Consider the following 26,130-nt stretch of genomic DNA (forward strand, 5'->3'; position numbering starts at 1 on the left):
CTCAGGGCGCGCCGTGGTCGGTCGTGGTGGTGGTCAGCAGCACTGGCAGTTCCGCCAGCAGCGCCTCGCACTGCGCAGGCAACAACAGCGCCGCCAGTGCCGGCCGCAATCGTCGTTGCAGGTCGGCCAGCCCCAAGTGCGGTGCGCGCGGGTGGGCGGCATGGGCTGTGCCGATGGCCGCGGCCAGCCGCTCAGCCAGTGCGCGGTGCAACCGGCATTGCGGCGCATCGGTCGGTGCGCCTGCAATGCGCTCAATGGCGGCGTGGCACGCCACCACCAGCGGCGGGGCATCGGCCAGCGCGGGGGCCTGCGCCACGGGGCGGTCGCGCAGTTGCTGGCGTGCCAGCAGGCCCTGCAACTGGCGCAACCGCTCCGTGGGGGCGCCCGGCGCCACCAACAGTGACCGCAGGTGCCGTTGCAGCTGTAGCCGCGCGGCGCCCGCCGTCGTGCCGGTGTCCAGCTGATGACGCAACTGGCTGTGCAGGGCGTCCGCTTCCCGGCGTGGATTGGCCGGTGTGGTGGCAGCCGTGTGCAGGTAGTCCCAGCCGGCATCGCGCACCTCCGGAGCCCGCTCGCGCGCCCAATGCCGGATGCGCACGTCTTCGGCCACGCCCAGGTGCTGCTCGCACGCGTCGGTGCTCACCACGTCACGCAGCAGGGAGCAGAAGTGAAGGTCATACCGATAGCGCTGCGGCGGCGTGTCGGCCTCGCCACTGCCGCCATCGGCAGGCGGGGCCAGCAAGGCCGCCTGCAACTGCTGGCCAAAGCCGGTCACCCGCTGGTGCAGGCGGCGCCGGCGCAGGCGGTGCAGGTCGCGCTGCTGGCCGCGCGCATCCACGCTCCAGCGAGGGCCCAGGTAATCGCAGCAGGCATGGAAGTCCAGGTTGCCAGTGGGCGGTAGCACGGCGCGCAATCGGCGGTGCTGGCCCGGCAGCCCGGCCTGCAGCGCCTGCAGCGATTGCGGCGCCCACCCATCCGCCGCAGCGTCCTGCCAAGGGGCGGGCACGCCCGGCAGATGCACCAGCCACGCACAGTGCTTGTGCGGGTGCGGGCGGTTGAGCAGCGCCACTAGCCGCGCCAACGCCGGGCCATCCACCGCCGTGTCCAGGTACACCAGCGCCAGCCGCGCATCCAGGTAGGGCAATGCGTGCAGGTCGCTGGCGATCAGCAACTGCGCCTTTTGCTGTTCTGCAGGTGTGCACTCGGCAGCGGGGCCGATCGTCGCGCTGTGCAGCGCCTCGTCCCTGGCAAACGCGCGCTGTTGCCGCCGCATCGCCTCGGCATCGGCCACCAGCAGCAACGCGCGCAGGTCGCGCTCGGTATGCAGCAGTGCGTCGCGCAGGTGCTGGGCAATGGTGGATGCCCATCGGCTTGCCGGCGCGGCGGCTGGCTCGGCAGCGTCCGTGGCCGTGCGCATGGGCAGCGGCGGGCGCGGCGCGGCAGGCACCAGCGGGTGGTGGTAGACCGGCACCAGCAGGCCATCGGCCATGGCATCGGCGTTGGTGCAGGCATACAGCAGCGGGCCCATCGCATCGGCTGGCACTGCCGCGGGCAGCGGTCCGCTGCCCAGGCACAGCCAGCCCGCGCGCGGCAGCCGTTGGCGCGCGTGTTCCAGCCACGCCGGCTGCCCGGCCAGCAGGTGCGCGTCCATCAGCACGATGAGGTCGTCATCGGCATGCCCGGCGTCACGGCGCCGCAGCCAGGCCTGCAGCGTGCCCGGCGTGGTCTGCAACGTGGTGCCGCGCCCGTTGGCCATGAACGCGACGAGGCCAGGGCCGGCCGAAGCCGGCGCGCTGGCAGGGCGCGACTGCACCCGCAGTACCCGGCAATGGCGCAATGACGGATCGCGGCGGAGGTGTCGCACCAGCCAGTGCCAGGTCAGCGCCATGCCCGCACCGGCGGCCAGTTGCAGGTGTCCGCTCCCACGGCGTCCGTCGGCATCGATGCGCCGCACCTGAGCCAGCCCGGCCTGCACCGCGAAGAACTGCGCGGCACGCGCAACCCGCTGGCGGCCATCGGCGCCGGTGTGCACAAAGCCCCCCAGCAGCGCCAACAGCCGGCCGGGCGCCGCCACCCCGGCCAGCAACGGCGCGTGCAGCGCCCGCAACACGTGGCCGTCGGCGGCGCGTGCACCTGATCCAGGCGAGGGCAGGGACAGGCGCAACCGCTGTGCGGCAGCCGCGCTCCAGCCTTGCTCGCGCCACCGCACCCAGCCCTCGGCCGGTGTGCCGCGCCAGGCATAGCGCCCGCCACGCCGGTCAAGCGCCAATAGCAAGGGCGCTCTGCACGCGGGGGTATCGGCAGCCAGCTGCTGGTGGTGAATGGCAATCGCGGCGCCATCGCGGCCCCAGCGGCCCTGCGCATCGCGCTCCACGCACAGCAGGCGCACCAGCGGCAGGCCGTTGACGTACCCCACCAGCGCATCCACGCGCGGCACTGCGTCCAGCGCCGGTTGGCCCTCCTCACGCGCGCTGGCAATGTCCCACCGGTTGTTGGACGGCGCGGCCCAGTCCACCAGCGGCACCCTGGCCTGCACGGCACGACCATCCGGCAGCCGCTGCGGCACGCACACGCCCTCCTGCAACACCGTCAGCAGGGCAGCGTTGCCGGCCTGCGAGCCGCGCCGCCACGCGCCGTTCGCCATCATGGCCAGCACCTGTGCAATACCGTGCGCATCCAGCGGCCAGTGTTCGCCATGGGCTTCAAACCGTACGTGCTGCAGGTGCTCGCGCAAACGCCCTTCCAGCAATGCGCTGCGCGGATCGCCACGCAGGGCGCAGCGTCGGTTCGGGGCCAGGTATTGCCAGCCCAACCGCTGCAGCCATCCCAATGCCGATCGCGTCACCACGCCGTGCACGGGTGCGCGCGTCATGGCGGCGCGCCTCGCGCATCAGGTGGGCAGGCCGCTAGCGGCAGGGTGGGTGAACCGGGAAGAGGACATGGCATGCCCGCAGTCTGGCGCAGCCATCACACGCCCCGCCGTGTGCACCATTCCGTTTCCTGCACGATGCCTGCACCGCGCGGTGAACAGTTTCAATGCCTCGCTACCAGTAGATAGCGTGGGCCAATCAACCCATCACACCCGCCCGCACCCGAGACTCAGCCGGCCTTGGCCGGCCGCTCCGCCAACTGGGCCAGATCGCCTTCCAACGCCTGTTCCAATGCACTCAATCGCGCGCGCAACCGGGCGCGCTGGCTGCGCAGAGCGTCCAGCGTGGGCACCTGCCCTTGGTCATCCGGCTGCACATAGCGCGCAACGCTCAAGTTGCCCGCCTGGCTGGCCAGCATCTGCGGGGAGGCCAGGCACGCCACGCCGGCCACATCGGCGCGCGCACGGCACAGCGCCAGCACCTGCTCGGCCGCGGCGCTGTCCAGCCGCGGGCCGCGGCGGGTGGCCACCGATAACCGCCGCGCATCCACGAACAACACGTTCTCGTCCGTGCGCATCGCGCGCAGCACCAGCAGCGCCGTGGCCACAGGGCTGCCGGCAAACAGCCGGTCCGGCAGGCCCACCACCGCGTCGATCAGGTTGGCCTCCAGCAGGCTGCGGCGGATCAGCGCCTCCTCGCCATCGCGGAACAGCACCCCGTGCGGCACGACCACCGCGATGCGGCCAGTGTGCGGGTCCATCGCCTTGAGCATGTGCTGCAACAACGCCAGGTGGCCCCATTGGCGTGGTGGAAAGCCATGCACGTAGCGCTGGTGCACATCGCGCATGCCGCGCTCGGGCGACCACGCCAGCGCAAATGGCGGCCGCGTCAGCTGCACGTGGAAGCGCCGCAACTGGCCGTTCGGGTGCACCAGCGTGTCGTGCAGCAGCGGCGTGCCCGCATGCAGCGCGTGGTTGTCTTCGCCGTGCAACAGCAGGCGCAGGCGCGCACACGCCCAGGCCGTGTCGTCGTCTTCCTGCCCCAGCAGCTGGTGCCGGCGTGCGCCATGGGCGGTGCGTGCCCAGCGACTGGCCGCCAGCAGCAGGCTGCCGCTATGGCAGGCCACGTCGCAGATGGTCTCGTCCTCGCCGGGGTCCATCAGGCCCGCCATCAGCCAACCCAACGCATCGGGCACATGGGCCACCGCCGATGGGCTGCGGCGCGGCTGGCTGCGCTCCAGCAGGCGGTCCACCGCCTGCCCGATGTCGGCGCGGTACGTACCACGCAGGCTGCGAAAATCCAGCGCCGGCACGCTCAGCCGCCCCAGCAGGCGCGACAGCGCGACGTCGCGGCGATCGGCATCCCGTGGCCAGCCATCGTGCAGGCGCAGCACATCAAACACCTCGGCCAGCGTGGCGCGGTTGGCCTGGGTGAGCCGTTGCAGCGCGGTGATGATGCGGCGCTCGTTGTCCCCGCTGAAGCGCTGCCGATACAGCAGCTCGAAGCGTGCCTCCGGCGGCACCACCAGCAGCTGCGCGCCCGGCGCGGTGGGCGGCCAGTCCAGCGGCGCGCCGTAGGCGCCGTCCGGGTCCTGCGCGGCGGCGTCGGTATCGCTGGCAATCTTGAGCAGCAGCAGCGCCAACAGCAGGTAGGTGGCGGCGCCGGCATCGGCCGCATCGGCGAGGGTCTCGCGGGCGGCGTTCAGCGCGGCATGCGTGGCATGCGCGCCGGGCAGGGCGGCCATCCGGTTCATGCGCCGCCTCCCTGCAACATCTGCTCGGCCACCACGGCGATCTCCTGTTGGCGAATCTGGATCAAGCCCTCCAGGCAGCGCCGCTCGGCCAGCGCCGCCGTGGCAATGCTCACGATGCGGCGTTGCTGGACCACGGGCGGCACATGCACCGGCAACTGCGCCACCGCCGTCTTGCGCAGGCTCTGCTGGCGCGAGCCCGCCGCCTGCTGGCGCAGGTAGGCCTGGGCGGCGCGCTGGCTCAACTGCCATGCCAGAAAGGCCGGCAGCAGGTCCGGCGTGGATACCCGCAGCACGTAGAGGTGCGGGCTGCACACGGTGCTCTCCGGCGGGTTGTGCAGCAGCATCGCCAGCGCATGGTTGCCGCGCGCGGCGATCAGCACATCCTGGTCCTGCACCCAATCGGGCGGCTTGCGTGTGCGCAGCGCGGTGCGCAGCAGGTGCTCGCGTTCCTGCAGCCCATCGGCGCCGAGGTTCTTCAACTGGATGACCTGCACCGGGCCCTCCGGCACGGCGGCGATGGCACCGCGGAAGGGATGGCCCTGGCGGATATTGGCCACGTCGCCAAGCAGGGCGATGCGCGTGAGAGTGTTCATGCGTGCACCATGCGTTCGGGTGGGAAGAGGGTCAACCGAACAGGTACGCAGCATTCGCGATGATGCGCAATGGAGCGTGGTGGATGTGCGGAAGTGGGATGAAGCTCGCAAGGGGTCGCAGCTGGTGCGAACGATGGGGTGAACTGGAGTTTGGGGTTTGGAGAGGTTGGGGTGATGGTAGGAGCTATCGCGCGCAAGCTGAAGTTGTGCAGCGCAAACACCGGTGCCATGTTTGCAGATGCTGCTTGTGCAAGTGGGTATCCAATCAATGCCAATGATCTATGCGCGCAACGTCTGTGTGGGGTGAGCCGTAAGGCGCGCCAGAACCTTTGCAAGCAGCCGTGATCGCGATGGAATCGCCGCTCGCGGGGCTCGTAAGAGCACAACATCAACACGTCCATCCGGCCTCTCCGCCCTGGAAGAAACTCACGCGTATCGTATGTTCCGATATATGGAAGTGCGATATAGCTTTGGAAGCCGCTCTTCCCATATACGCGGCCATGCCAAAGACCATCTATCGTCCGGAGTACGCAGTTCTAGTCGAATTGGTCCGGGAAATGCGTTTGGAGGCTGGTCTCACCCAGACCGACGTATCGACTCAGCTGGGCGTCACCCAGTCCCACCTGAGTGACGTGGAGAGAGGCACCCGCCGCCTGGACCTGATCGAGCTGAGAGACATTGCTGGCGTCTGTGGCGTTTCGCTTGTAGACGCTGTCTCGGAGTTCGAGGCGAGGCTGAAGAAGAAGCGAGTCAGCACAAAACGCTAGCGTTGTGTCGGGGATTGGGCCGTGAGCTGGCCGCTTCTCAACCAAGTGTCCTTACAGCCGTAACCGGACGCACAGGGAGATTACGCAAAGAGCACACAGGCGAATCGATTGCTCCTGCCCGTATATTGCCTGGCCGATTGCACTCACCCGCGTCATTGCCACCATGCTGCCCCCAGCCTGGCTGCTCGCAACATAGGACACGACGCTCCCGGTGTCCTGGAGCGGGAAGATCCGGTCGATGGCCCGGCGGATCGCAGCGGATTGGACCCGTGAGGACATCTCGCTCAGCGGCTGCACCTCGGCGCATATGAACAGGCGGCCTGAGGTCACCCGCGCTGCTTGGCCTTGCTCAGGCGCATGGCAGGAAATGACGCAACAGCGACATTGTTGCCGTGGCGGGGTGAGCGAAGAATGCACGCACATCACCAACCTATGGCGGCACCATGGCACCCCGAATTTTCCCTGGACGCGTTCTGTATGCCGCGTGGGCTGTATCGGTGTTGCTGGCCGGATGTGCAGGGCCGCCCTCCAGAACGCCCAGACCGGCTGAGCAGGCACCGAGCGTTTCTTCCACCCAGGAGGCAGTGATCCCCCCCTATCGCGCTCGGCCTGGTCGCGGCCGTGCCGTGATCGCGGTGGTGGGGGAGAACAGTGGCGTGGAGGTCAGCGACTTCCTGGTGCCCTTCGCGATCCTTTCCCGTGCCGGCACCCTGGATGTATCCGCGGTGACGCTCGGACCGGGGCCGCTTTCCACGTTTACCGATCTCGGGCGGCCGGGGTTCCGGATCGCGACGGATACCACGGTGGCGCAGTTCGATGCGATCCATCCAGAGGGGGCCGACTACATCATCGTGCCGGCGCAGGCCTCCACGCCGCGCCTTATCGCGTGGCTGAAGCGGCAGTCCCGCCAAGGGGCGACGATCGTCACCATCTGCAACGGTGCCCTTGTCGCCGCGCAGATGGGGACGTTCGATGGGCGGCGCGCCACGGCGCATTGGTCCACCGACGCCACGCGGAGGAAGCAGTCCCCCGAGATTCGCTGGACGCCGAATCGACGCTATGTTGCCGACGGAAACTGGGTGTCGACCGCGGGCGTAAGCGCCGCCATCCCAGCCTCCATCGCGCTGGTGGAGGCCATCAGCGGGCGTGAGAAGGCGCAGCACGTTGCCCGGGCGGTGGGGGCCATGGCGTGGTCGGCGCAGCATGACAGCGATGCCTTTTCCCCCCGGTTGGGCACGACGGCGGTGCCACTGGCCACCGTGCTCTACACCAATCGATGGCTGCACGGCCGCGACCAGATCGATGTGATGGGCGTGCCGGGAATCGATGAGGGCACACTCGCGTTGACGATCGATGCGTACTCGACCACGGGCCGCAGCCAGGCCTATCTCGTATCCGCCACTGGCGAACCTTTTGTGACACGCCACGGACTTCGCATCCTGCCTGATCGCCAACGCATGACAGACAGTGCCGCCCCGTTGGTGATTGCCGGCGATCTGACCCCGGTGATGGCACTGGATGCTGCACTCGATGGCATCATGCACCGATATGGCCGCTCAACGGCCAAGGGCGTCGCGCTGGCGTTCGAGTACCCCGACTTTCCGCGTTGAACGCACAGAGCCCCATGTCCGACCCATCCGCAACGCGTCACGTTGTGCTGCTCGCGCACGAGAACATGAACGTACTTGACCTCACGGGGCCCCTCCAGGCGCTGCACGCGGCCAATCAATGCAGGCCGCTGGCCGAGGGCAGGCGGCGATATGAGATTACCGTCGCATCCGAACATGGCGGCCTGGTGGCCACCAGCGCAGGGCTGCAGGTGATGTCGGTGGCCCTGGCCAGCCTGGAGGACACCGCGATCGACACGTTGATGGCGCCAGGTGGATGCCGCGGTGACGTGTACGAGGCGTCCGCAGCACTGGTGGCGTGGGTGGCGGCGCGGGGCCAGACCGTGCGGAGATTGTGCTCGATCTGCACAGGCGCGTTCCTGCTGGCCGCTGCAGGGCAGTTGGAGGGGCGGCGCGCGGCAACGCACTGGGACTGGGCAACGCGTCTGTCGAGCCTGTACCCCGGTGTACACGTGGATGCCGACCGGATTTTCGTGCGGGACGGCAATGTATGGTCCTCGGCGGGTGTCACGGCCGGCATCGACCTGACGCTTGCGTTGATCGAAGATGATCACGGACACCGGCTCGCCATCGACGTGGCGCGACAGCTGGTCGTGTTCGTCAAGCGTTCGGGTGGGCAGTCGCAATTCAGCGCGCCGCTGTCGGCACAGTCCAGCACCGGCGGCGATTTCGCCGAGCTTCACGGCTGGATGGCGGCTCACCTGCAGCAGGATCTGCGGGTGGAGGTGCTGGCCGACTGGATGAACATGTCACCACGCACCTTCGCCCGTGTCTACCGCAGCAGGTGTGGTGTTACGCCTGCCAAGGCAGTGGAGATGCTGCGGCTGGAAGCCGCACGGCGCCTGCTCGAGACCGGTACGTTGCCGATCAAGCGGATTGCGACGCTGACAGGGCTGTCGGACGAACAGACCCTGCGCCGCGCCTTCATTCGTGTGCTGGGAGTGGCACCGGGCGACTACCGGGAGCGCTTCCGCAGCAGCGCTCCTGTCCAATCGGGTTGACGGCGGATGGCCCGGCGGCGGCGCGTCAATTGTCCTGATAGTCGCGTTCATCGTGGGCACTCACGACGCTGCAAGCCAGTTGCGTAATGACTGCTCCTGGCCGGAAGCAGACCTTATCTGTTGGGCGTACGAGCGAGAGTGGAAGTGATCGTGACCGCGCCGCAATCGTCCATCGCCACTATCAAAGTTCCGAGTCACCCTCGGCCAACGGAAACTCCTTCTGCCTGATGCTCCATTTGCCCGACGGTCCTTCGGCACGGAAATGATCAAGCACGAACGGCAACCCTTCGCCGCTCATCACACCGGGGCACGTGGTCACCTGGAAGTGAAGATGTGGCCATCGCGCATCGCCTGAGTTGCCGATCCTTGCCAAGGGCTCGCCGCGCCGGACGCGCTGAAGCAGCCAGGTGGACTGGCGGTTGGGCCGAAGAAAGCGCTCAGGGACATCCTGAAGCGCTCGTAGCATATGGCCTGTGTTTCGGCAGAGTGCTTCTCCACGTCCAATCTCCTTGTCCTTGAGGATTGGACGCCGCAGCGCTGCTCAATCTTGGGTGATGCCCAACCTTACCCGGCCTCGCTTACCCGCCCGGCCTGCGCCCGCCGCACCAAGCGCTCCCTCACCTTGTCATACACCAGGTTGTACACATAGGTGTAAGGCAGGAAGAACGCGATTAGCCCCATCTCCAGCAGGAACGCCTCCCAGTAGGAAATGGACAGCCACCACGCGGCCAGCAGCACCACCACCAGCACCAGCCCGCCTTCAAAGCCCACCGCGTGCCCGATACGCACCGGCACGGTGCGCTTGAAACCGAACTTCTTTTCCACGCGCTCGAACATCGCGTTGTAGAGCATGTTCCACAGCATGGCGCAGGTGGCCAGGGCGATGGTGAGCACGCCCGTGTCGAACAGCGACTTGCCCAGCACGTAGGACATCACCGGCGCGCACAGGCACAGGGCGATGCCTTCAAACAGCACGGCATGGACGACGCGGTCCCAAAGGGTCTTTTCAGCTTTCATGAGGCAACACCTGATGTTCGCCGCCGGCAGGGCCTGGCGGAGAGGGGAGCGGATCGAGGGGGAGGGGAAAGGGGGGCGGCGATCAACGCTCGTAGCGCGCCCGGCGGCCATGATATAAGTTTCAAAAATGGAGAAGAACCTCCAATATCGTAGGCGGCCGTTTCAAATATGAAACACTTTCCGTGGGACAACCTGATGGTGCTGCTGGCCGTGGTCCGCGGCGGCACCCTGCGCGAAGCCGCCAAGGCGGCGCGGATGAGCACGGCCACGCTGTCGCGCCGGCTGGATGCGCTGGAGGAGCGGCTGGGCGGCAAAGTGGTGGAGCGCACGTCCACCGGCTGTATTCCCACCGAGCTGGGGCAGCGGGTGTTCGCGCTGGCCGAGCAGATGGAAGAAGCCGCCGACGAGATCGCGCGCGAGGCTGATACGCCCAAAGAGCTGGTGGGCACAGTGCGGATCAACGCCGACGAATGGGCCAGCTTCCTGCTGATCACCCTGCTGCCCGGGCTCAACCGCCTGCACCCCGGCCTGGGCGTGGAGGTGCTCACTTCGCGCGAGCCGTACAGCCTGGCCCGCCGCGAGGCCGACGCGCTGCTGCGCTACGGCCCACCCGACACCGCCGACCTGCGCGGCGACCGGGTGGGACGCGTGGAGTACGCCCTGTACGCCAACCAGGCCTACGCGGCGCGGCGACATACGGCCATCGCCAACCAGGCGTGGCACGAACTGGAGTTCGTGGGGCTGGACGAGCCCCGCGTGGAGTTCGAGGTGGAGCGCTGGCTGCGCACGCTGCCCGGCGCCAACCGCCCGTGGCTGCGCTGCAACTACTCGGTGGGCGTGCTGGACGGCGTGACCGCCGGTGGCGGACTGGGCGTGATCGAGCGCACCGTCGCCGAACACGTGGGCGGGCTGGTGCGCGTGCGCGATGCACCGGCACTGACCCAGGACGTGTGGCTGTGGACGCACCGCTCGCTGCACGACACGCCGCGCTTCCAGGCGGTGCGCGACTTCCTCAAGCATGCCTGGCTCAATGCGCTGGCCGCGCGCGAGTAAACGGCCGCCTGGGACGCCGCCGGCGACGGCTATGCCGCGCTGATGAGGAACAGGCGGAAGTCTGAATCGTCGGGCGCCGCCGGCACCTCGATGGTCAGGCCCATGCTGGGCAGGTGCCTGCTCCAGAACGCGTGGGCGGCCGTGTCATTGCGGAACGTAGCCAACAACCAGCGACCACTCCCCGGGATCACGAGCTGGGCGACAACGGCGCGTGCGATGCCCTTGCCGCGATGCTTGGGCAGCACGAACAGGTCGGCCAATTCGGGGATGCGCTCGCCCTGGAACTCCACCTCGTCCACCAGCACGAACCCGCACAGCACGCCATCGAGCCACAGCAGCCGGGCCCATGTGGGTTGCGCGCGGAGGTTGGCATCCACGTCGGCGCGCGCGCAGTCGAAGGTGCCATCGGCGGCGATCTCTTCGCCACTCCATGCGGAGGCTTCGAAGTAATAGAACTGCAACAGCTGGAACAACACATCGGTGTCTGCCACCGACGCTGCGGCGAGCGTGAGTCCTCGCATGGACATCCTTTTCCGTGCACGGCGACGGTGGCGGCGATGATAGAGCGCATCCACGACGCTGCACAGCCAGCAATTCAGGCACCTGACCTGGCAAGGCGGGCCATGCGGAATGTAGCCATTACCCATCGGCATATGCGCTGGGCTTGGGCGCGAAAGCCCGGTATTGCAGGCACGTGCCGGCATGCACGCGTGGTGCCGCGCCGGCCTTGACGAATTTCTGAGCACTCTCCCACGCGCGCTTAACCTGCCCGTGCACAGCATGGCCCCACCCCGGCACTCCGCCGGCGGCCCGGAGACCTCCCATGACCCAGCAGCGCAAGCAGGATTCCCAGCACCAACGCGGCCAGCAGCAGGAACGCGGGCGCGATCAGCAGCAGCAACAGCAGCAGGAACAACCGCAGCGCAACCAGAACCAGCAGCAGGGGTGGCAGGACGAGGAAGAGTGAGGCCGCTCGAGCAGGCCGCATCCGGAAGCCCCGCATGACGCGGGGCTTCTTCGTTTCAGCCGGTGGCGCGGGGTTGGCGTAGCATCGGCCACAGACGCAACGGACCGCAGCGAGCGAGGCAAGGATGACCCGGACAGGCCGATGGCTGTGCATGCTTTTCCTGCTGCCTGCGATGGCGTGGGCAGCAGCGACGCCGATCCCGCCGCTGCACGACCCGGTGGTGGATACCGTGCCGGTCCTCTCCACCGAGCAAGCCGCGCAACTCCGTGCCCAGGCACTGGACCTGCAGGCCCGGCACGGCGCCCAGCTGCAGATCCTGGTGGTGGACAGCACCGGCGATGACGGCATCGAGGCCTACGCCCAGCGCGTGTTCGACCAGTGGCAGATTGGCCGCAAGGATGTGGATGACGGCGTGCTGCTGGTGCTCGCGAAGGGCGACCGGCGCGTGCGCATCCAGACCGGTTATGGGCTGGAAGGTGCCATTCCCGATGCCTACGCCCAGCGCATCATCGACCAGTCCATGGTCCCGCAGCTGCGCCAGGGCAAGCCCGGCCAGGCGCTGATCGACGGCAGTGGCCTGCTGGTCGGCCTCATCGACGGTGAGCCGCTGCCGCCCGTGGATGACGAGCCCGGCGTGGTGCGGATGCCGCAGGACTGGCGGCGCGGTGACAGCATCGTCGGGTTGGCGCTGCTGGCCGGGTTCCTGTTGGGTACCTGGGCGCGCCGTGCACCGCAGCGCGGCGTGGTCAGCCGCTGGTGGCATCGCCCGGTGCAGATGCTGGCGGTGGTGGGCGTGGCCGCGGCTGCCTGCGCGGTGTTCACCCCAGGCGCGACCGCGGCCCTGGCCATCGCCATGGGCATGCTGGTGCCGATCGCCACGCTGCTGGGGTGGCTGTGGGTGGACAGCCGCAGGGCGCGCTGGGTGTTGTCGTTCCTGCTGGCTGCCGCCGTGGTGGCCAGCGCGGTGAGCGTGTGGAAGGGCAAGCCCGTGCCGAGCCTGGCGCTGCACCTGCTGTTGGTGACCGTGGTGGCCATCGCGGTGGGGTTGATCTCACTCTGGGTGGCGGCGCTGCGCAACAGCTGGCGGACCGGCCGGCTCGGTTTCTTCGTGCGGCTGGTGTTTCTCTGCGGGCTGTCGGCGGTCTACGCCTGGCTGGTCCACCGCACTCACGCGCAGTACGGCCACGCCCCCGGGACGGTGATGCTGATCGCCGGCGGCTTCTTCCTCTACATCGCCTGGGCGCTGGTGATGGGATTGCACCAACGCCCGCAAACACGCCGCGCGCGCAACGGCGAGCGGCGCCGGCGGCGCGACGACCACGACTCGGGCAGCGGGTCCTCCAGCAGCTCCTCCAGTTCGTCCAGCTGGTCCGGTGGCGGGGGACGCAGCGGCGGCGGTGGCGCGTCCGGCAGTTGGTAGCGCCGGCTCAGCCGGACCGCGCGTGCCAGCCCAGCGCGGCGTCCTCCACGACCGCACCGGCATGCACATCCCCAAGCCGCACGCGCAGGCCTCGGGCGTTGGGCAGCGAGCGCTGCTCCGGGAACCAGCGGCGACTGGCATCGACCACGATCAGCAGCCCTTCGTCGTCGCCGAGCGGCGCGAAGTGCGGCGTGGGCGGCGACAGCGCGGCCACGCCGAAAGCGGCCTCCAGCCGGGACTGCGTGGCAGCCACCGACACCGCGGGAATGCCCACCTCGCTGATGCAGGTCATCTCGCTGCCGTGGAAGCTGCCGTTGCGCCCGGAGGCGGGCAGGCGACGGCGCGCGATCAACTCCAGGATGAGGCCATCGGGCCCGGTGAAATAGACCGACTCCGCCTCCCAGCGGCCCTCGAAACTGAATTGCTCGCGCCCCTCGGCATCGCGCTGGCGCTCGGCGCGCGCGTCCAGCCAGCGCGTCGCCTCCCTGAATCGATCGTGCGGCACGTTGAAGGCCAGGTGCACGCCGCCCACCGGCAGCGCGCCGGCGTCCGCCAGTTGCAGCGTGCTCCAGCCGATCTGCACGTGGTCATCGGCCACCGGCAGTTGCAGGACGTCGCCGAAGTACGCCACGGCAACGGCCGGATCGGAAGCGGGCAGGAGCAGGTGTTCGATGCGCATGGGTGCATGGTGCAGTGGTGGGATCGGGGCGTCCAGCGGCGCGAGGGGCTGTTCACCCGCCCCAACGGCGTGTGCACGCCGCGCAGCTTGGCTATGCTGTGCCCGCTGGTGTGCCGCCCGGTATGCCATGACGCGATCAGGAGGATCCGTTGAACACTTGTTCCCGCTTGCCGCTGTCTGCCCTTGCACTCGGCCTGGCATTGACCGGCTGCCAGCCTTCAACGCAGCCGGCGCCCACCGCAGCGCCCGATAGTGCAACGCGTCCTGCCGCGAGTCCTGCAGCTGCCGCCGCTGCGTCCGTCGCCACGGCCGATCCCGGCGCCGCCGTCTCGCCGACCTGCCCGCATCCGGAGTTCGATACCTTCCTGAGTCACTTCAGTCGTGAGATCACGCTGCAGGAGACGTCCGTCGCCGATCCCCTGGTGAGCGAGAGCGTGGATATGGCCGCCGAGCCAGAGCCACGCATGGTCTCCGAGAAGATCGCGTTGCGCGACGTGACCTGGCCGGTGATGCCCAACACGAACACGCTGCACAAGGTGGGGCGCGACTTGAAGGTGACCGCTGAGGCCGATGGCAGCATGGCCGTACAGATCCTCACCCCCGATACCAGTGACCAGCAGACCTACTACTTCGCCCAGAAGCCGTGCTGGCAGTTGGTGCGGAAGGTGGATGAGGCGATCTGAGGGCGCGTTGATGGACGCGATGCCCCATCAACGCGCAGGGGTGGGGTTGGGTCCATGCGTGGATCGGATCTCGCCGCGGCTGGCCCGGGCTGCGTGTGCGATGTGGAACCTGGGCTCGATTGGCGTGCGTGTAGCAGGCCGGTCAGACCCGCTTCAAGAGACTGGCATCGACGCGATCCGACGTGAGATGCAAGGGAAAGCCTGCGCTGTTGCCATCACATGAGAGCGGATAAATGAATGTCCTGTTCGCAGGGACACTGTATGCGCCACGCGGTACCCGCCCTTGAAAGGATGCACATGAGCAGTGAAGGACACCGGCCAGACGGCCGGCGCGACACCGACCTCTATTTCACCCATGTCATCTCCGGCGCGCCCAACGTCGCGCTGCTGTTGGGCCACCTGTACCTGGAGGGCCACGAACCCAGCATCACCCGGGTGATGGTGGTGCGCGATGGCACGTTCTACTTCGTTTACGACCTGCCCGACATCATTTACGGCGCCACGTTGCTGCCGGCGACCGACGAGCGGCCGTTCGCGCTTGCCATGCTGGGCCGGCGTGGCCTGCTGCGGATCAACCCCACCGGGCAGGAACCCTGGGATGAAACGTTGGCGCTGCCCAATGCGTACCTGATGCATCTGCAAGAAATCTCAGGCGAGTTGTACGCGTGTGGCACGCAGCGGCAGGTGCACCATCGCGGTGCCGACGGCTGGCGACGGATGGACGACGGCTGCCACGTGCCATTGGCGGACCAGGTGACCTGCTGCTTCAACGCGATGGATGGATTCGGCGCGGACGACATCTATGCCGCCGGCGACGGTGGCGCACTGTGGCATTGGGATGGCCGGCAATGGCGCCCGTTGGTGTCGCCCACCACCCTGGCGATCCGGGTGGTGCAGTGCATGCCCGATGGCAGCGTGGTGCTGGCGGGCGATGCGGGTACGGTGTTCCGAGGCAACCGGTTGGAAGGCTGGCGCACGCTGACCGCACCGGCATTCGAGCATCTCATCGTCGAACGTGCGTGCCTGTTCCAGGGCACGTTGTATCTGTGCGCGCAGCGGGAGTTGCTGGCGCTGTCGGGCGATCAGGTCACGAGGGTGGACGTGCCCGTGGAAGGCCACCTGGCCTACTTCAGCGCCTCTGCCACTGACGGTGCAATGTGGACCGTCGGCGATGACGCGATCCTGCGCTTTGATGGTGCGACATGGGAGCGCTTCATCTGCCCGTGAGCCCTGCGGGGGCGCGGCGCCTACGTCGGCCTGGCTCTCCGCCGTAGCCAGGCGCGGGATCAGCCGCCCCCACCCCGGTCCAACTGCCGATACCCGATCGCCTCGGCCACATGCGCGGTCGTGATCGCCTCACTGCGGTCCAGATCCGCCACCGTCCTCGCCACGCGCAGGATGCGGTGCATCGACCGGGCCGACAGCTGCAGCCGCTCCACGGCGTCCTCCAGCAGCTGGCGGTCGGCCGGGGCCAGTCGGCAATGCAGGGCCAGGTCTGCGGGAACCAGCTGCGCATTCGGCTTGCCGCTGCGTGCCAGCTGCAGGTCGCGTGCGGCCACGACACGGTGGCGTACGACCTCGCTGTCCTCCCCGTAGGGCGTGTCGTCGCGCAGTTCATGGGGATCCAGTCGAGGGACCTCGACGTGCAGGTCGATGCGGTCCAGCAGGGGGCCGGAAACCCGGCCGCGATAGCGCTGCACGCTTTCAAGCGCACAGCGGCAGCGCCCGCTGCGATCACCGGCCCAGCCGCAGGGGCAGGGGTTCATCGCGGCCACCAGTTGGAACCGCGCGGGGAACGCTTCCGTGCGCGAGGCGCGCGCGACCACCACCTGGCCGGATTCCAGAGGCTCGCGCAGCACCTCCAACGCATGCCGGCTCCACTCGGGCAGCTCGTCGAGAAACAGCACGCCATTGTGCGCGAGCGAAATCTCGCCCGGTCGCGGAAATGCGCCGCCGCCCACCAGCGACACGGCGCTGGCGGTGTGGTGCGGCGAGCGGTAGGGCCGCTGTCGCCAGCGTGCCGTGTCGATCCCGCTGCCAGTGCAGGAGGCGACCGTGGCGGTCTCCAGGGCTTCCAGGTCGGTGGCGTCGGGCAGGATGCCGGGCAGCCGCGAGGCCAGCAGCGTCTTGCCGCAGCCGGGTGTGCCGATCAACAGCAGATGGTGGCCGCCGGCAGCGGCCACTTCCAACGCGCGCCGCGCCTGCGGCTGGCCGCGGACATCGCGCAGGTCGGGCATGGGCAACGCGGCCACTTCGGCGGGCATCGCCTGCGGCAGCACGCGCTCGCCCAGTCCGGCACACGCCTCCAGCAGGGTGCGGGCGACGCGGACGTCGGCGTGCCCGGCCAGCCCGGCCTCGGCCGCATTCTCCGGCGGCACGATCAGGGTGCGGTTGAGCCGGGCGGCGGCCAACGCCGCCGGCAGCACGCCGTTCACGCCGCGCAGTTCGCCGGTGAGCGCCAGTTCGCCGAGGAATTCATAGCGCGACAACACCTGCGCATCGATCTGCCCGCTGGCGGCCAGGATGCCCAGCGCGATGGCCAGGTCGAAGCGGCCGCCTTCCTTGGGCAGGTCGGCCGGGGCGAGGTTGATGGTGATGCGCCGCTGCGGAAACTCGAACTGCGAGCAGACGATGGCCGCGCGTACACGGTCGCGCGATTCGCGCACGGCGGTCTCCGGCAGGCCCACCATCTGGGTGTGCGGCAGCCCGCCGGAGAGCAGTACTTCGATGCGGACGGCGGGCGCGTTGACGCCGGCGCGGGCACGGCTGTGGACCAGCGCCAGGCTCATGCAGGTTCCCGAGGGGGTCGAATGGAGCGCTTGATGATGCTCACTTGCGGCGTGTGGGTCTGTAGGCCAAGTCCTTCAGCTGCGGTCGGAGGTTCCAGTGCCCGCTGCCGCTAGACTGGCTACCCCCACGCGTACGCCCTGTTGAACCTCATGGATATGCACCGCCCCCACGCCCCGGTCGAGCTCATCGCCATCGACATGGATGGCACCCTGCTCAACCCCGCCCACAGACTCACCCCGCGCGTGAAGCAGGCCATTGCCGCCGCCCGCGCGCAGGGCGTGCGGGTGGTGCTGGCCAGCGGCCGGCCGGTGTCCGGGCTGGCGCCGTTCCTGGACGAGCTGGGGATCGAGGGTGATGCGGAATTCTGCATCGCCTGCAACGGTGCGGTGGTGGAAAACATCGGCACTGGCCAGCGCGTGGTGGAGTACCCGTTGAGCTTCGAGGACTTCCTGTTCTGCGAGCGGGTCGCGCGTGAACTGGGCATCCATTTCCAGGCGCTCGATGGCCGACGCATGTACACGCCCAACCAGGACATCAGCATCTACACGGTGGCCGATTCGCACCTGTCACACGTGCCGTTGTCCTACCGGCGCGTGGAAGACATGGACCCGGCCATGCAGTTCATCAAGCTGATGATGATCGATGAGCCGGACGTGCTGGACGCTGCCATCGCGCGGCTGCCGTCCGCACTGACCGATCGCTTCGCGGTGCTCAAGAGCGCACCGTTCTTCCTGGAGGTGTTCGACCACCGTGCCGGCAAGGGCCCGAGCCTGCGGAAGCTGGCCGAACACCTCGGCGTGGATCGCGCCAACGTGATGGCGCTGGGCGACCAGGAGAACGACCTGACCATGCTGCAGTTCGCCGGCACCAGCGTGGCGATGGGTAATGCAATCGAGGGGGTGAAGCAGACCGCTCGGTTCGAGACGGCGAGCAATGCCGAGGATGGCGTGGCGCTGGCGATCGAGCGGTTTGTGCTAGCGGGGAACGTCTGACGGCTCGCGGGTGGTAAGCAGCCGCGCGCGTGACCACGGCGAAAACAGGACTGCGGTGAAGACCAGCAGACTGGGCAGGGTGAAGACCACCGCATTGCCTGTGCCCTTCCCGGCACCCAGACCAAGCAATCCCAGCCAATAGACCTCCATGTCGGCAAACGAGACCAGGTTGTAGGCGAGGATGGGGATGCCGGCGACGAACGGAATGGGCAGCACGCCATGGCCTGCTGCCACCAGAGTGGGGGCAAGCAGCGCGGCAAGTGCGGAGAACACAACGCGGTAGATCTTGCGCAGGCCCACATCGTCAGTGCGGATGAGGCGCATCAGGCACAGTGCGACGATCACCGCGGCAATGCTGGCGCCGGCCAACAGCAGCATCTGCGATCCTTGTTCAGACATGCGAATTCCTTTTCGTCACCTAGTGTGCTGGCGCCGCCCGCCACCCTGCTTTACGGTGCCGGCCTATCGCTCCCACGCGCTTCCAGCTCGGCCACCACCTTCTCCAACGCCTCCAGCTTCTCGCGGGTCTTGAGCAGCACCGCGCGCTGCACGTCGAATTCTTCGCGGGTGACCAAGTCCAGCTTGCCCAGCCCGGCCTGCAGGGCGGTCTTGAAGGTGGCCTGGAGCTCTTCGCGCGACTGGCGCAGGCCCGGCGGGACCATGTCGCTCAGGCGGCGGGCCAGGTCATCCAGGTGGTTGAGGTCGATCATGCTGTGCTCCGCGGGGTATGCGCCAAGGATAATCCCCGCGGCCGCTGCCGGCACGGGCCGCGCGCATCGCGTTCACCGGGGGACAGGCGTTATCCTCGCAGCCTGAAACACAGGAGTGCAGACGGATGAAGATGGTCATGGCGGTGGTCAAGCCGTTCAAGCTCGACGACGTGCGCGAAGCGCTGGCCGAGCGCGGCGTCACCGGGATCACGGTGACCGAGGTCAAGGGCTTCGGGCGGCAGAAGGGCCATACCGAGCTGTACCGGGGCGCGGAGTACGTGGTCGACTTCCTGCCCAAGGTGAAGATCGAGGTAGCGGTCACCGACGGCCAGGTCGAGGAAGTGGTGGAGGCCATCGTCAAGGCGGCCGGCACCGGCAAGATCGGCGACGGCAAGGTGTTCGTGTACGACCTGGGCAGCGTGGTGCGCATCCGCACCGGCGAACTGGACGCCGACGCGCTCTGAGCGCGCCGGCCAGCCATGCTCAGGCGTGGCCCTTGAACCAGCGGTAGAAGCGCTTCCAGCCCACGCGCACGGCCGCCACCCAGCGCGGGTCGGCCACCTGGGCAGCCTCCAGGGCGCTGGGGCGCTCGCCAGTGAGGCGCTGGCGCATCTTCAGCAGGTTCTTCATGTCGCTGCGGCGCAACTGGCGCGACACCGGGTGCACCGGCAGCCAGCGCGGGCTGCGCCAGGCCGAGGTGAAATCCACCAGCACCGGCACGCCGCCGCTGACCATCACGTTGGTGCCGTGCAGGTCGTTATGGGTGATGCCCGCCGCGTGCAGGCGCGAGAGAGCGAACTGCAGCTGTTCGAACACCTCCACCCCCACCGACTGGGCGGCACTGAGGGTCTGCCCGGGGATGAACTCCATGCCCAGGGCCAGGCCGCCGATCGTGCCGAGCAGGGCGGGCGCGTGCTTCCAGCCGCTCAGGCGCTCGAGGATGCGCGCTTCGCGGCGCACCAGCAGGCGCGCGACCGGCGACAGCGGCGTGCCGCGATAACGGGTGTAGTCCTTGACCACCGCCGGCTGGCCGTTGAGGCAGGTGCGGTAGACATCGGGTTCAAGCAGGCGTTCGCCGCGCTTGAGCAGCTCGGCGGGGGCGGTGTCATCGACACACGAGGCAACGATAGTGTTCATAGGGGTCTGTGCGACCCGGCGGTCGGCGCAATGCGTCAGGCGTACCGGTGCTGCTGATGGGTGATTACTAAGATTTCGTTAATTTTAGTACTCGCCGGTACACCAATCCAGAGTTTGTCGGAGAAATGTCGTAGCCGGCCGTGGAACAGTTCGTCATGCCGAATCGGACAATCTCGTCTCACTCGTAGGTATTTCGTTGAAAATCAGCCGTTTGCCAGCGCAGCCCGTGCCGGTGCGGCCGGTGCAGGCCAGGCGTGCGTGCGGCACATCCGCGTCCGCAGGCCCCTCGCCGCGCGGTCCGGGGGCCGGGCACAGCGACGGTGGCCGGATGAACATGACCGGCCCGCCGCTTGACCCCAGCGCGGGGGCTGCGGACCATACGCTGTTGCTTGCGACATTGGCGGCCGCCCCTCCCCGGCACGTCCCCGCCCCCTGCCGCCGTATCGGTGCCGGCTTCCGCCGTGCATCGCCCCCACCCTTTCGGTTCCGGCCCTGCCGGAGGAAGACTGATGATCAAGATCGTGCTGGCAGTGCTGTTCGTCGCCTGCGTGCTGTACATCCATTACCGCGGCAAGGTCCGCGCGCGCTGGTCGCGCCAGTTGCTGGACCACTCCAGCTTCATGGCCCCGATCAACGTGGTCATGTACGCGTTCTCCAAGGTGCCGACCACGCCGTTCCTGGACCCGGGCAAGGAATTCCCGCAGCTGGAGCCCCTGCGCCAGAACTGGCAGATGATCCGCGACGAAGCCCTGGCGCTGCGCGATGCGGACAAGATCGCCGCGTCCAGCACATTCAACGATGCCGGCTTCAATTCGTTCTTCCGCCGCGGCTGGAAGCGCTTCTACCTGAAGTGGTACGGCCCGTCGCACCCGTCGGCCAAGGCGCTGTGCCCGAAGACCACCGCGCTGCTGGAGTCGCTGCCGGACGTGCGCGCGGCGATGTTCGCGCAGCTGCCCTCGGGCAGCGAGCTGCGCCCGCACCGCGATCCGTTCGCCGGTTCGCTGCGCCTGCACCTGGGCCTGGCCACGCCCAACGACGATGGCTGCTACATCGAAGTGGACGGCATCAAGAAGAGCTGGCGCGATGGCGAGTGGATGATGTTCGACGAGACTTACATCCACCACGCCCACAACGAGACCCCCGACGACCGGGTGATCCTGTTCTGCGACATCGCCCGCCCGCTGCGCTTCGGCCTGCCGGGCCTGTTCAACCGCGCCGTGGCGTCCACGCTGCTGGCCGGCGGGGCATCGCCGAACCTGCCGGGCGACCGCACCGGCGGCGTCAACAAGGCCTTCGGCAGCGTCTACAAGGTGCGCCTGAAGGCCAAGGCGCTGCGCGAGCGCAGCGTGGTGGCCTACCAGGTGATCAAGTGGGGCCTGGTGCTGGCGGTGATCGCGGGTATCTGGGCGCTCTGAGCGCGTAGGTGCCGACCCGTCGGCTGGCACGAACCCTGAGAAAAGACCCGCACTGTTGCCAGCGCGGGTCTTTTTTTGGCGGCGAGGTAGAGCCGAGCCATGCTCGGCTGCGGCGCTCGCGATACATCGGGCCGAAGGCAGCCGAGCATGGCTCGGCTCTACGGGGGTAGGTGCCGACCCGTCGGCTGGTACGAACCCGGAAAAATCCCCCGCACTGTTGCCAGCGCGGGTCTTTTCCTGGCTGCGAGATAGAGCCGAGCCATGCTCGGCTGAGGTGCTCGCGCTACATCCGGCCGAAGGCAGCCGAGCATGGCTCGGCTCTACGCGCGTAGGTGCCGACCCGTCGGCTGGTACGAACCCGGAAAAAGACCCGCGCTGTTGCCAGCGCGGGTCTTTTCCTGGCCGCGAGGTAGAGCCGAGCCATGCTCGGCTGCGACGCTCGCGATACATCCGGCCGAAGGCAGCCGAGCATGGCTCGGCTCTACGCGCGTCGGTGCCGACCCCGTCGGCTGGCACGAACCCCCAAAAGCACCCGCGCTGTTGCCAGCGCGGGTCTTTTCCTGGCCGCGAGGTAGAGCCGAGCCATGCTCGGCTGCGGCGCTCGCGCTACATCGGGCCGAAGGCAGCCGAGCATGGCTCGGCTCTACGCGCGGAGGTGCCGACCCGTCGGCTGGCACGAACCCCCAAAAGGACCCGCGCTGTTGCCAGCGCCGGTCTTTTCCTGGCCGCGAGGTAGAGCCGAGCCATGCTCGGCTGCGGCGCTCGCGGGCCGAAGGCAGCCGAGCATGGCTCGGCTCTACGCGCGTAGGCGCCGACCCGTCGGCTGGCACGAACCCGGAAAAAAGACCCGCACTGTTGCCAGCGCGGGTCTTTTCCTGGCTGGGAGGTAGAGCCGAGCCATGCTCGGCTGCTGCGCTCGCGATACATCGGGCCGGAGGCAGCCGAGCATGGCTCGGCTCTACGCGCGTAGGTGCCGACCCGTCGGCTGGCACGAAGCCTGAGAAAAAACCCGCACTGTTGCCAGCGCGGGTCTTTTTTGGCTGCAAGGTAGAGCCGAGCCATGCTCGGCTGAGGCGCTCGTGACACATCAGGCCGAAGGCAGCCGAGCATGGCTCGGCTCTACGCCCCTCTCCCATCGCCGCGCAGCGATTACCCGATCAGCCCTTCAGGGCCGCCGCCACGAACGGCGGGGTCACCAGCACGCCGGTGTGCAGGGCGGCGGTGTAGTACAGCGTGTCGAACGACTTGGCGGCCGAATCGGCCTGGCGGAAGTCGAAGCTGCTCTCGCCCTTGCGGGCCAGGGTGACGCTCCACCAGCCGGTCGGGTAGCACGGCTGCGGGAACGGCAGGGTCTTGAACGAACCGAAGCCGGCCTTGCCCATCTCGGTGTGCATTTCGTTGATCAGGTCCAGCTGCATCAGCGGCGATTCGGACTGCTGCACCAGGATGCCGTCGTCCTTCAGGGCCTTGAAGCAGCTCTCGTAGAACGCCTTGTTGAACAGGCCCTCGCCCGGGCCGACCGGATCGGTCGAATCCACGATCACCACGTCCACGCTGCCGGCCGGGCAGTTGGCCATGTAGGCCACGCCGTCATCGAACATCAGCTCGGCGCGCGGGTCATCGTTGGACTCGCACAGTTCCGGGAAGTGCTTGCGGGCCATCACGGTGACCTGCTCGTCGATGTCGCACTGGGTGACGCTCTCCACGCCCGGGTGCTTGAGCACTTCGCGCAGGGTGCCGCAGTCGCCGCCACCGATGATCACCACGCGCTTGGGCGCGGCGTGGGTGAACAGCACCGGGTGGCTGATCATCTCGTGGTAGAAGAAGTTGTCCTTGCTGGTGAGCATGATGGCGCCATCGATGGTCATCAGGTTGCCCCAATCGGTGGTCGCGAAGATCTCGATCTTCTGGAACGGCGACTGCACTTCGTCCAGCTTGCCCTTCAGGCGGTAGCCAATGGCCGAGCCGGTGCGCTCGAAGTGCTCGATGTACCAGTTGTTGTTGTCAGTCATGGAGAAACAGTCCTGTTCGGGGTGTTGGAGCCGGGCGGGCGGCGGGGGCCGCGTGGCACTAGCCACATCCGGACGGGTTGGCCTGTTCAGGTTGGGGGCCTGAGTACGGGCGCGGGCGCGCATGATAACGGAGCTGTCGCCATATAGGCGTTATCATGCACCCCCTTTTTTACCAACCAGGCCCACTGAAATGACCGATTGGTCCCTCGACCAAGCCCGCAAGACCTACTCGATTCCGCATTGGGCGGATGGCTACTTCGACGTGGATCAGGCAGGACACATGGTGGTGAGACCGACTGGCCAGGACGGCCCGGTGGTGTCCTTGCCGACGATTGTCGACGCCGCCCGCGCCGCCGGCGCCAAGCTGCCGCTGCTGGTGCGCTTCCCGGACATCCTGGGCCAGCGCCTGGGCAAGCTGCAGGCCGCGTTCGCGCAGGCGCAGACCGACTGGGACTATCCGGGCGGCTACACGGCCGTGTACCCGATCAAGGTCAACCAGCACCGCGGCGTGGCCGGCACCCTGGCCAGCCACCACGGCGAGGGCTTCGGCCTGGAAGCGGGCAGCAAGCCCGAGCTGATGGCCGTGCTGGCGCTGTCGCGCCCGGGCGGGCTGATCGTCTGCAACGGCTACAAGGACCGCGAGTACATCCGCCTGGCCCTGATCGGCCGCAAGCTGGGCCTGCAGACCTTCATCGTGATCGAGAAGCCCTCCGAGCTGAAGCTGGTGCTGGAGGAATCCAAGGCGCTGGACGTCAAGCCGGGCCTGGGCGTGCGCATGCGCCTGGCCTCGCTGGGCGCGGGCAAGTGGCAGAACAGCGGCGGCGACAAGGCCAAGTTCGGTCTCTCGCCGCGCCAGCTGCTGGACCTGTGGAAGTCGCTGCGCGACACCGAGTACGCCGACTGCCTGAGCCTGCTGCATTTCCACATGGGCTCGCAGATCTCCAACGTGCGCGACATCGCCAACGGCATGCGCGAAGCCACCCGCTACTTCGTGGAGCTCTCGCGCCTGGGCGCGAAGATCACCCACGTGGACGTGGGCGGCGGCCTGGGCGTGGATTACGAAGGCACCCGGTCGCGCAGTTTCTGCTCGATCAACTACGGCCTGAACTCCTACGCCAGCAACATCGTGCAGCCGCTGGCCAATGCCTGCGAAGAGCACGGCCTGACCCCGCCGCGGATCGTGACCGAGTGTGGCCGCGCGATGACCGCGCACCACGCGGTGCTGATCGCCAACGTGTCCGAGGTCGAGGAAGCGCAGGAAGGCCGCGTGCCGGACCAGCACGATGACGAGCCGGCCGCGATCCGCCACCTGCGCGAGATCCACGCCGAGCTGGACGAGCGCCCGGCGGTGGAGCTGTTCCAGGAGGCGCAGCACTTCCATGCCGAAGGCCTGTCCAGCTACGCGCTGGGCCAGATCGACCTGCCGCAGCGTGCGCGCATCGACGACCTGTTCTACGCCATCGCCCATGCCGTGCGTGCGCGCCTGAGCTACGACGAGAAGAGCCATCGCCCGGCGCTGGACGAGTTGAACGAGCGCCTGGTCGACAAGTACTTCGTCAACTTCAGCGTGTTCGAATCGATCCCGGATGCGTGGGCGATCGACCAGGTGTTCCCGATCGTGCCGATCGAGCGCCTGGACGAGCAGCCGCAGCGGCGCGGCATCATCGCCGACATGACCTGCGATTCGGACGGCATGGTCAAGACCTACGTCGAGAACGAGAGCCTGGATACCTCGCTGCCGCTGCATGCGCTGAAGTCCGGTGAGAGCTATCGCATCGGGTTCTTCATGGTGGGGGCCTACCAGGAAATCCTGGGCGACATCCACAACCTGTTTGGCGACACCGACGCGGTGGAAGTGGTGGCCGACGCCGATGGTTACGCGATCACCCAGCAGCGCCGCGGCGATACCACCGATGTGATGCTGGACTACGTGGGCTACAGCCTGGCCGACCTGCGCGCGAGCTACGCCGAGCGCGTGGCCGCCGCCGATCTGTCGCCGGCGCGTGCGCAGGAACTGTCCGACGCGCTGGAAGCGGGGCTGACCGGGTACACGTACCTGTCCGACGAGCCGCTGGCGTGAGGGGCGGGCAGGTGACGAAGGCGACGGCGGGTGCCGTTGCCGACGTTGCCTGCCGTGTTGCGGGGGGAGCGGGTTGGAAGGGCGCGTATCCCGTGTGGCCTGACGTGTGGCTGGGCGTGGCACATAGGGCGGTGCCGGGCATGGCTCGGCACTACCGGGCGGTTGTTTTTCGGCATTGCTCGTCGGCATGAGCGCGCGGGCGGTGTTCCATCTCGTGTTGCATGCGGCGGTGCCGGCGTTGCTGGCCTGGATGTTCTGGCGCAAGCGGTTCCTGTCGGCCTGGGCGCTGCTGCTGCTGGGCTGGATCATCGACCTGGACCACCTGCTGGCCGATCCGATCTACGCGCCCAACCGCTGCAGCATCGGCTTCCATCCGTTGCATACGGCGCCGGCGATCGCCGTGTATGCCGGGCTGTGCGTGCCGAAGAAGACGCGGTTGTTCGGCATCGGGCTGATCGTGCACATCGTGCTCGATGCGCTGGATTGCTGGTGGATGCACCACGCCCGGTAGAGCCGACCGTTGGTCGGCTGGCACGCGCAGCGTGTTTGGTTCTTCGGCGACC

24 protein-coding genes are annotated in these 26,130 nt (G+C 68.1%); 13 read left to right on the top strand and 11 right to left on the bottom strand.

Annotated features, from left to right (window positions below; all coding sequences use genetic code 11):
- Position 1 precedes the first annotated feature (1 nt).
- The 3 genes from AC06FD_RS14950 to AC06FD_RS14960 all read right to left on the bottom strand — a co-directional run bounded on the left by AC06FD_RS14950 (position 2) and on the right by AC06FD_RS14960 (position 5,216).
- A complete protein-coding gene (locus AC06FD_RS14950) occupies positions 2-2,872 on the bottom strand; it encodes a type I restriction endonuclease (protein WP_478078230.1) in 2,871 nt (956 codons plus the stop codon).
- 227 nt (positions 2,873-3,099) lie between these two features.
- Positions 3,100-4,623, bottom strand: a complete 1,524-nt coding sequence (locus tag AC06FD_RS14955) for an HsdM family class I SAM-dependent methyltransferase (RefSeq protein ID WP_478078231.1) — start codon at positions 4,621-4,623, stop codon at positions 3,100-3,102.
- Positions 4,620-5,216 (bottom strand): restriction endonuclease subunit S, encoded by a 597-nt coding sequence (locus AC06FD_RS14960; RefSeq protein ID WP_478048281.1) that lies wholly within the window; start codon positions 5,214-5,216, stop codon positions 4,620-4,622. Before AC06FD_RS14960 ends, AC06FD_RS14955 begins: the two co-directional genes overlap by 4 nt.
- Positions 5,217-5,566: 350 nt before the next feature.
- Here AC06FD_RS14960 and AC06FD_RS14965 point away from each other — a divergent pair, with 350 nt between their 5' ends.
- From AC06FD_RS14965 to AC06FD_RS14975, 3 genes are all read left to right on the top strand, one after another.
- Complete coding sequence (locus tag AC06FD_RS14965) at positions 5,567-5,983, top strand: helix-turn-helix domain-containing protein (protein ID WP_478078251.1); 417 nt, start codon at positions 5,567-5,569, stop codon at positions 5,981-5,983.
- Positions 5,984-6,567: 584 nt separating this feature from the next.
- Complete coding sequence (locus AC06FD_RS14970; protein ID WP_478078232.1) at positions 6,568-7,593, top strand: DJ-1/PfpI family protein; 1,026 nt, start codon at positions 6,568-6,570, stop codon at positions 7,591-7,593.
- A 14-nt stretch (positions 7,594-7,607) separates the two neighbouring features.
- Positions 7,608-8,612 (top strand): GlxA family transcriptional regulator, encoded by a 1,005-nt coding sequence (locus AC06FD_RS14975; protein WP_478078233.1) that lies wholly within the window; start codon positions 7,608-7,610, stop codon positions 8,610-8,612.
- 564 nt (positions 8,613-9,176) lie between these two features.
- Here the strand turns inward: AC06FD_RS14975 and AC06FD_RS14980 are convergent.
- Positions 9,177-9,629 carry a multidrug/biocide efflux PACE transporter gene (locus tag AC06FD_RS14980; RefSeq protein ID WP_259208788.1) on the bottom strand — a complete coding sequence of 151 codons (453 nt, stop codon included), beginning with the start codon at positions 9,627-9,629 and terminating at the stop codon, positions 9,177-9,179.
- A gap of 168 nt (positions 9,630-9,797) precedes the next feature.
- Here AC06FD_RS14980 and AC06FD_RS14985 point away from each other — a divergent pair, with 168 nt between their 5' ends.
- Positions 9,798-10,682 (top strand): LysR family transcriptional regulator, encoded by an 885-nt coding sequence (locus AC06FD_RS14985; protein ID WP_478078234.1) that lies wholly within the window; start codon positions 9,798-9,800, stop codon positions 10,680-10,682.
- A gap of 29 nt (positions 10,683-10,711) precedes the next feature.
- Here AC06FD_RS14985 and AC06FD_RS14990 read toward each other — a convergent pair whose 3' ends face one another.
- Complete coding sequence (locus AC06FD_RS14990; protein ID WP_478078235.1) at positions 10,712-11,203, bottom strand: GNAT family N-acetyltransferase; 492 nt, start codon at positions 11,201-11,203, stop codon at positions 10,712-10,714.
- 302 nt (positions 11,204-11,505) lie between these two features.
- Between AC06FD_RS14990 and AC06FD_RS14995 the strand changes: the two genes are divergently transcribed.
- Together AC06FD_RS14995 and AC06FD_RS15000 are read left to right on the top strand one after the other, a co-directional pair.
- A complete protein-coding gene (locus AC06FD_RS14995) occupies positions 11,506-11,649 on the top strand; it encodes a hypothetical protein (RefSeq protein WP_259208795.1) in 144 nt (47 codons plus the stop codon).
- Between the two features lie 151 nt (positions 11,650-11,800).
- The gene (locus tag AC06FD_RS15000) at positions 11,801-13,069 is read left to right on the top strand and encodes a TPM domain-containing protein (RefSeq protein ID WP_478078236.1); all 1,269 of its coding nucleotides are present in this window, start codon (positions 11,801-11,803) and stop codon (positions 13,067-13,069) included.
- A gap of 7 nt (positions 13,070-13,076) precedes the next feature.
- On the opposite strand, the gene AC06FD_RS15005 is transcribed toward AC06FD_RS15000, so the two are convergent.
- Positions 13,077-13,748 (bottom strand): VOC family protein, encoded by a 672-nt coding sequence (locus AC06FD_RS15005; RefSeq protein ID WP_478078237.1) that lies wholly within the window; start codon positions 13,746-13,748, stop codon positions 13,077-13,079.
- A gap of 167 nt (positions 13,749-13,915) precedes the next feature.
- Here AC06FD_RS15005 and AC06FD_RS15010 point away from each other — a divergent pair, with 167 nt between their 5' ends.
- Positions 13,916-14,431 (top strand): hypothetical protein, encoded by a 516-nt coding sequence (locus tag AC06FD_RS15010; RefSeq protein ID WP_478078238.1) that lies wholly within the window; start codon positions 13,916-13,918, stop codon positions 14,429-14,431.
- Positions 14,432-14,728: 297 nt separating this feature from the next.
- Positions 14,729-15,658 (top strand): hypothetical protein, encoded by a 930-nt coding sequence (locus AC06FD_RS15015; RefSeq protein WP_478078239.1) that lies wholly within the window; start codon positions 14,729-14,731, stop codon positions 15,656-15,658.
- A 59-nt stretch (positions 15,659-15,717) separates the two neighbouring features.
- Here AC06FD_RS15015 and AC06FD_RS15020 read toward each other — a convergent pair whose 3' ends face one another.
- Positions 15,718-17,220 (bottom strand): YifB family Mg chelatase-like AAA ATPase, encoded by a 1,503-nt coding sequence (locus AC06FD_RS15020; RefSeq protein ID WP_478078240.1) that lies wholly within the window; start codon positions 17,218-17,220, stop codon positions 15,718-15,720.
- Between the two features lie 150 nt (positions 17,221-17,370).
- Here AC06FD_RS15020 and yidA point away from each other — a divergent pair, with 150 nt between their 5' ends.
- Positions 17,371-18,213 carry a sugar-phosphatase gene (yidA, locus tag AC06FD_RS15025; protein ID WP_478078241.1) on the top strand — a complete coding sequence of 281 codons (843 nt, stop codon included), beginning with the start codon at positions 17,371-17,373 and terminating at the stop codon, positions 18,211-18,213.
- Here the strand turns inward: yidA and AC06FD_RS15030 are convergent.
- The gene (locus AC06FD_RS15030) at positions 18,196-18,612 is read right to left on the bottom strand and encodes a hypothetical protein (RefSeq protein WP_478078242.1); all 417 of its coding nucleotides are present in this window, start codon (positions 18,610-18,612) and stop codon (positions 18,196-18,198) included. The genes yidA and AC06FD_RS15030 overlap by 18 nt on opposite strands.
- A 50-nt stretch (positions 18,613-18,662) precedes the next feature.
- Positions 18,663-18,923, bottom strand: coding sequence for a ubiquinone biosynthesis accessory factor UbiK (gene ubiK / locus AC06FD_RS15035; RefSeq protein ID WP_449336221.1), 261 nt, complete (start codon positions 18,921-18,923; stop codon positions 18,663-18,665).
- Positions 18,924-19,048: 125 nt separating this feature from the next.
- Between ubiK and AC06FD_RS15040 the strand changes: the two genes are divergently transcribed.
- Positions 19,049-19,387, top strand: a complete 339-nt coding sequence (locus AC06FD_RS15040) for a P-II family nitrogen regulator (RefSeq protein ID WP_259208813.1) — start codon at positions 19,049-19,051, stop codon at positions 19,385-19,387.
- 19 nt (positions 19,388-19,406) lie between these two features.
- On the opposite strand, the gene AC06FD_RS15045 is transcribed toward AC06FD_RS15040, so the two are convergent.
- Complete coding sequence (locus tag AC06FD_RS15045) at positions 19,407-20,060, bottom strand: RIO1 family regulatory kinase/ATPase domain-containing protein (RefSeq protein ID WP_259208815.1); 654 nt, start codon at positions 20,058-20,060, stop codon at positions 19,407-19,409.
- A 509-nt stretch (positions 20,061-20,569) separates the two neighbouring features.
- Between AC06FD_RS15045 and AC06FD_RS15050 the strand changes: the two genes are divergently transcribed.
- Complete coding sequence (locus AC06FD_RS15050) at positions 20,570-21,475, top strand: aspartyl/asparaginyl beta-hydroxylase domain-containing protein (RefSeq protein ID WP_394164761.1); 906 nt, start codon at positions 20,570-20,572, stop codon at positions 21,473-21,475.
- A 1,157-nt stretch (positions 21,476-22,632) separates the two neighbouring features.
- Here the strand turns inward: AC06FD_RS15050 and speE are convergent.
- On the bottom strand, positions 22,633-23,487 hold the full coding sequence (speE, locus tag AC06FD_RS15055) for a polyamine aminopropyltransferase (RefSeq protein WP_478078245.1): 855 nt from the start codon (positions 23,485-23,487) through the stop codon (positions 22,633-22,635).
- Between the two features lie 190 nt (positions 23,488-23,677).
- Here speE and speA point away from each other — a divergent pair, with 190 nt between their 5' ends.
- Positions 23,678-25,567, top strand: a complete 1,890-nt coding sequence (speA, locus tag AC06FD_RS15060; protein ID WP_449335449.1) for an arginine decarboxylase — start codon at positions 23,678-23,680, stop codon at positions 25,565-25,567.
- Between the two features lie 187 nt (positions 25,568-25,754).
- Positions 25,755-26,078 (top strand): DUF6122 family protein, encoded by a 324-nt coding sequence (locus AC06FD_RS15065; protein ID WP_259208822.1) that lies wholly within the window; start codon positions 25,755-25,757, stop codon positions 26,076-26,078.
- Positions 26,079-26,130 lie beyond the last annotated feature (52 nt).

The organism is Stenotrophomonas sp. Steno-Z1, assembly GCF_056393175.1.

What these genes read in the sequence shown, in the direction of transcription:
- AC06FD_RS14955 (WP_478078231.1), bottom strand. Translation starts at nt 4,623, where the DNA reads ATGAACCGGATGGCCGCCCTGCCCGGCGCGCATGCCACGCATGCCGCG.
- AC06FD_RS14975 (WP_478078233.1), top strand. Translation starts at nt 7,608, where the DNA reads ATGTCCGACCCATCCGCAACGCGTCACGTTGTGCTGCTCGCGCACGAG.
- AC06FD_RS14995 (WP_259208795.1), top strand. Translation starts at nt 11,506, where the DNA reads ATGACCCAGCAGCGCAAGCAGGATTCCCAGCACCAACGCGGCCAGCAG.
- AC06FD_RS14980 (WP_259208788.1), bottom strand. Translation starts at nt 9,629, where the DNA reads ATGAAAGCTGAAAAGACCCTTTGGGACCGCGTCGTCCATGCCGTGCTG.
- AC06FD_RS15050 (WP_394164761.1), top strand. Translation starts at nt 20,570, where the DNA reads ATGATCAAGATCGTGCTGGCAGTGCTGTTCGTCGCCTGCGTGCTGTAC.
- AC06FD_RS15030 (WP_478078242.1), bottom strand. Translation starts at nt 18,612, where the DNA reads ATGTCTGAACAAGGATCGCAGATGCTGCTGTTGGCCGGCGCCAGCATT.
- AC06FD_RS15020 (WP_478078240.1), bottom strand. Translation starts at nt 17,220, where the DNA reads ATGAGCCTGGCGCTGGTCCACAGCCGTGCCCGCGCCGGCGTCAACGCG.
- AC06FD_RS15000 (WP_478078236.1), top strand. Translation starts at nt 11,801, where the DNA reads ATGCTTTTCCTGCTGCCTGCGATGGCGTGGGCAGCAGCGACGCCGATC.
- ubiK (WP_449336221.1), bottom strand. Translation starts at nt 18,923, where the DNA reads ATGATCGACCTCAACCACCTGGATGACCTGGCCCGCCGCCTGAGCGAC.
- AC06FD_RS14965 (WP_478078251.1), top strand. Translation starts at nt 5,567, where the DNA reads ATGGAATCGCCGCTCGCGGGGCTCGTAAGAGCACAACATCAACACGTC.
- speE (WP_478078245.1), bottom strand. Translation starts at nt 23,487, where the DNA reads ATGACTGACAACAACAACTGGTACATCGAGCACTTCGAGCGCACCGGC.
- AC06FD_RS15045 (WP_259208815.1), bottom strand. Translation starts at nt 20,060, where the DNA reads ATGAACACTATCGTTGCCTCGTGTGTCGATGACACCGCCCCCGCCGAG.
- AC06FD_RS15005 (WP_478078237.1), bottom strand. Translation starts at nt 13,748, where the DNA reads ATGCGCATCGAACACCTGCTCCTGCCCGCTTCCGATCCGGCCGTTGCC.
- speA (WP_449335449.1), top strand. Translation starts at nt 23,678, where the DNA reads ATGACCGATTGGTCCCTCGACCAAGCCCGCAAGACCTACTCGATTCCG.
- AC06FD_RS14990 (WP_478078235.1), bottom strand. Translation starts at nt 11,203, where the DNA reads ATGCGAGGACTCACGCTCGCCGCAGCGTCGGTGGCAGACACCGATGTG.
- AC06FD_RS14960 (WP_478048281.1), bottom strand. Translation starts at nt 5,216, where the DNA reads ATGAACACTCTCACGCGCATCGCCCTGCTTGGCGACGTGGCCAATATC.
- AC06FD_RS14950 (WP_478078230.1), bottom strand. Translation starts at nt 2,872, where the DNA reads ATGACGCGCGCACCCGTGCACGGCGTGGTGACGCGATCGGCATTGGGA.
- AC06FD_RS15065 (WP_259208822.1), top strand. Translation starts at nt 25,755, where the DNA reads ATGAGCGCGCGGGCGGTGTTCCATCTCGTGTTGCATGCGGCGGTGCCG.
- yidA (WP_478078241.1), top strand. Translation starts at nt 17,371, where the DNA reads ATGGATATGCACCGCCCCCACGCCCCGGTCGAGCTCATCGCCATCGAC.
- AC06FD_RS14985 (WP_478078234.1), top strand. Translation starts at nt 9,798, where the DNA reads ATGAAACACTTTCCGTGGGACAACCTGATGGTGCTGCTGGCCGTGGTC.
- AC06FD_RS15015 (WP_478078239.1), top strand. Translation starts at nt 14,729, where the DNA reads ATGAGCAGTGAAGGACACCGGCCAGACGGCCGGCGCGACACCGACCTC.
- AC06FD_RS15040 (WP_259208813.1), top strand. Translation starts at nt 19,049, where the DNA reads ATGAAGATGGTCATGGCGGTGGTCAAGCCGTTCAAGCTCGACGACGTG.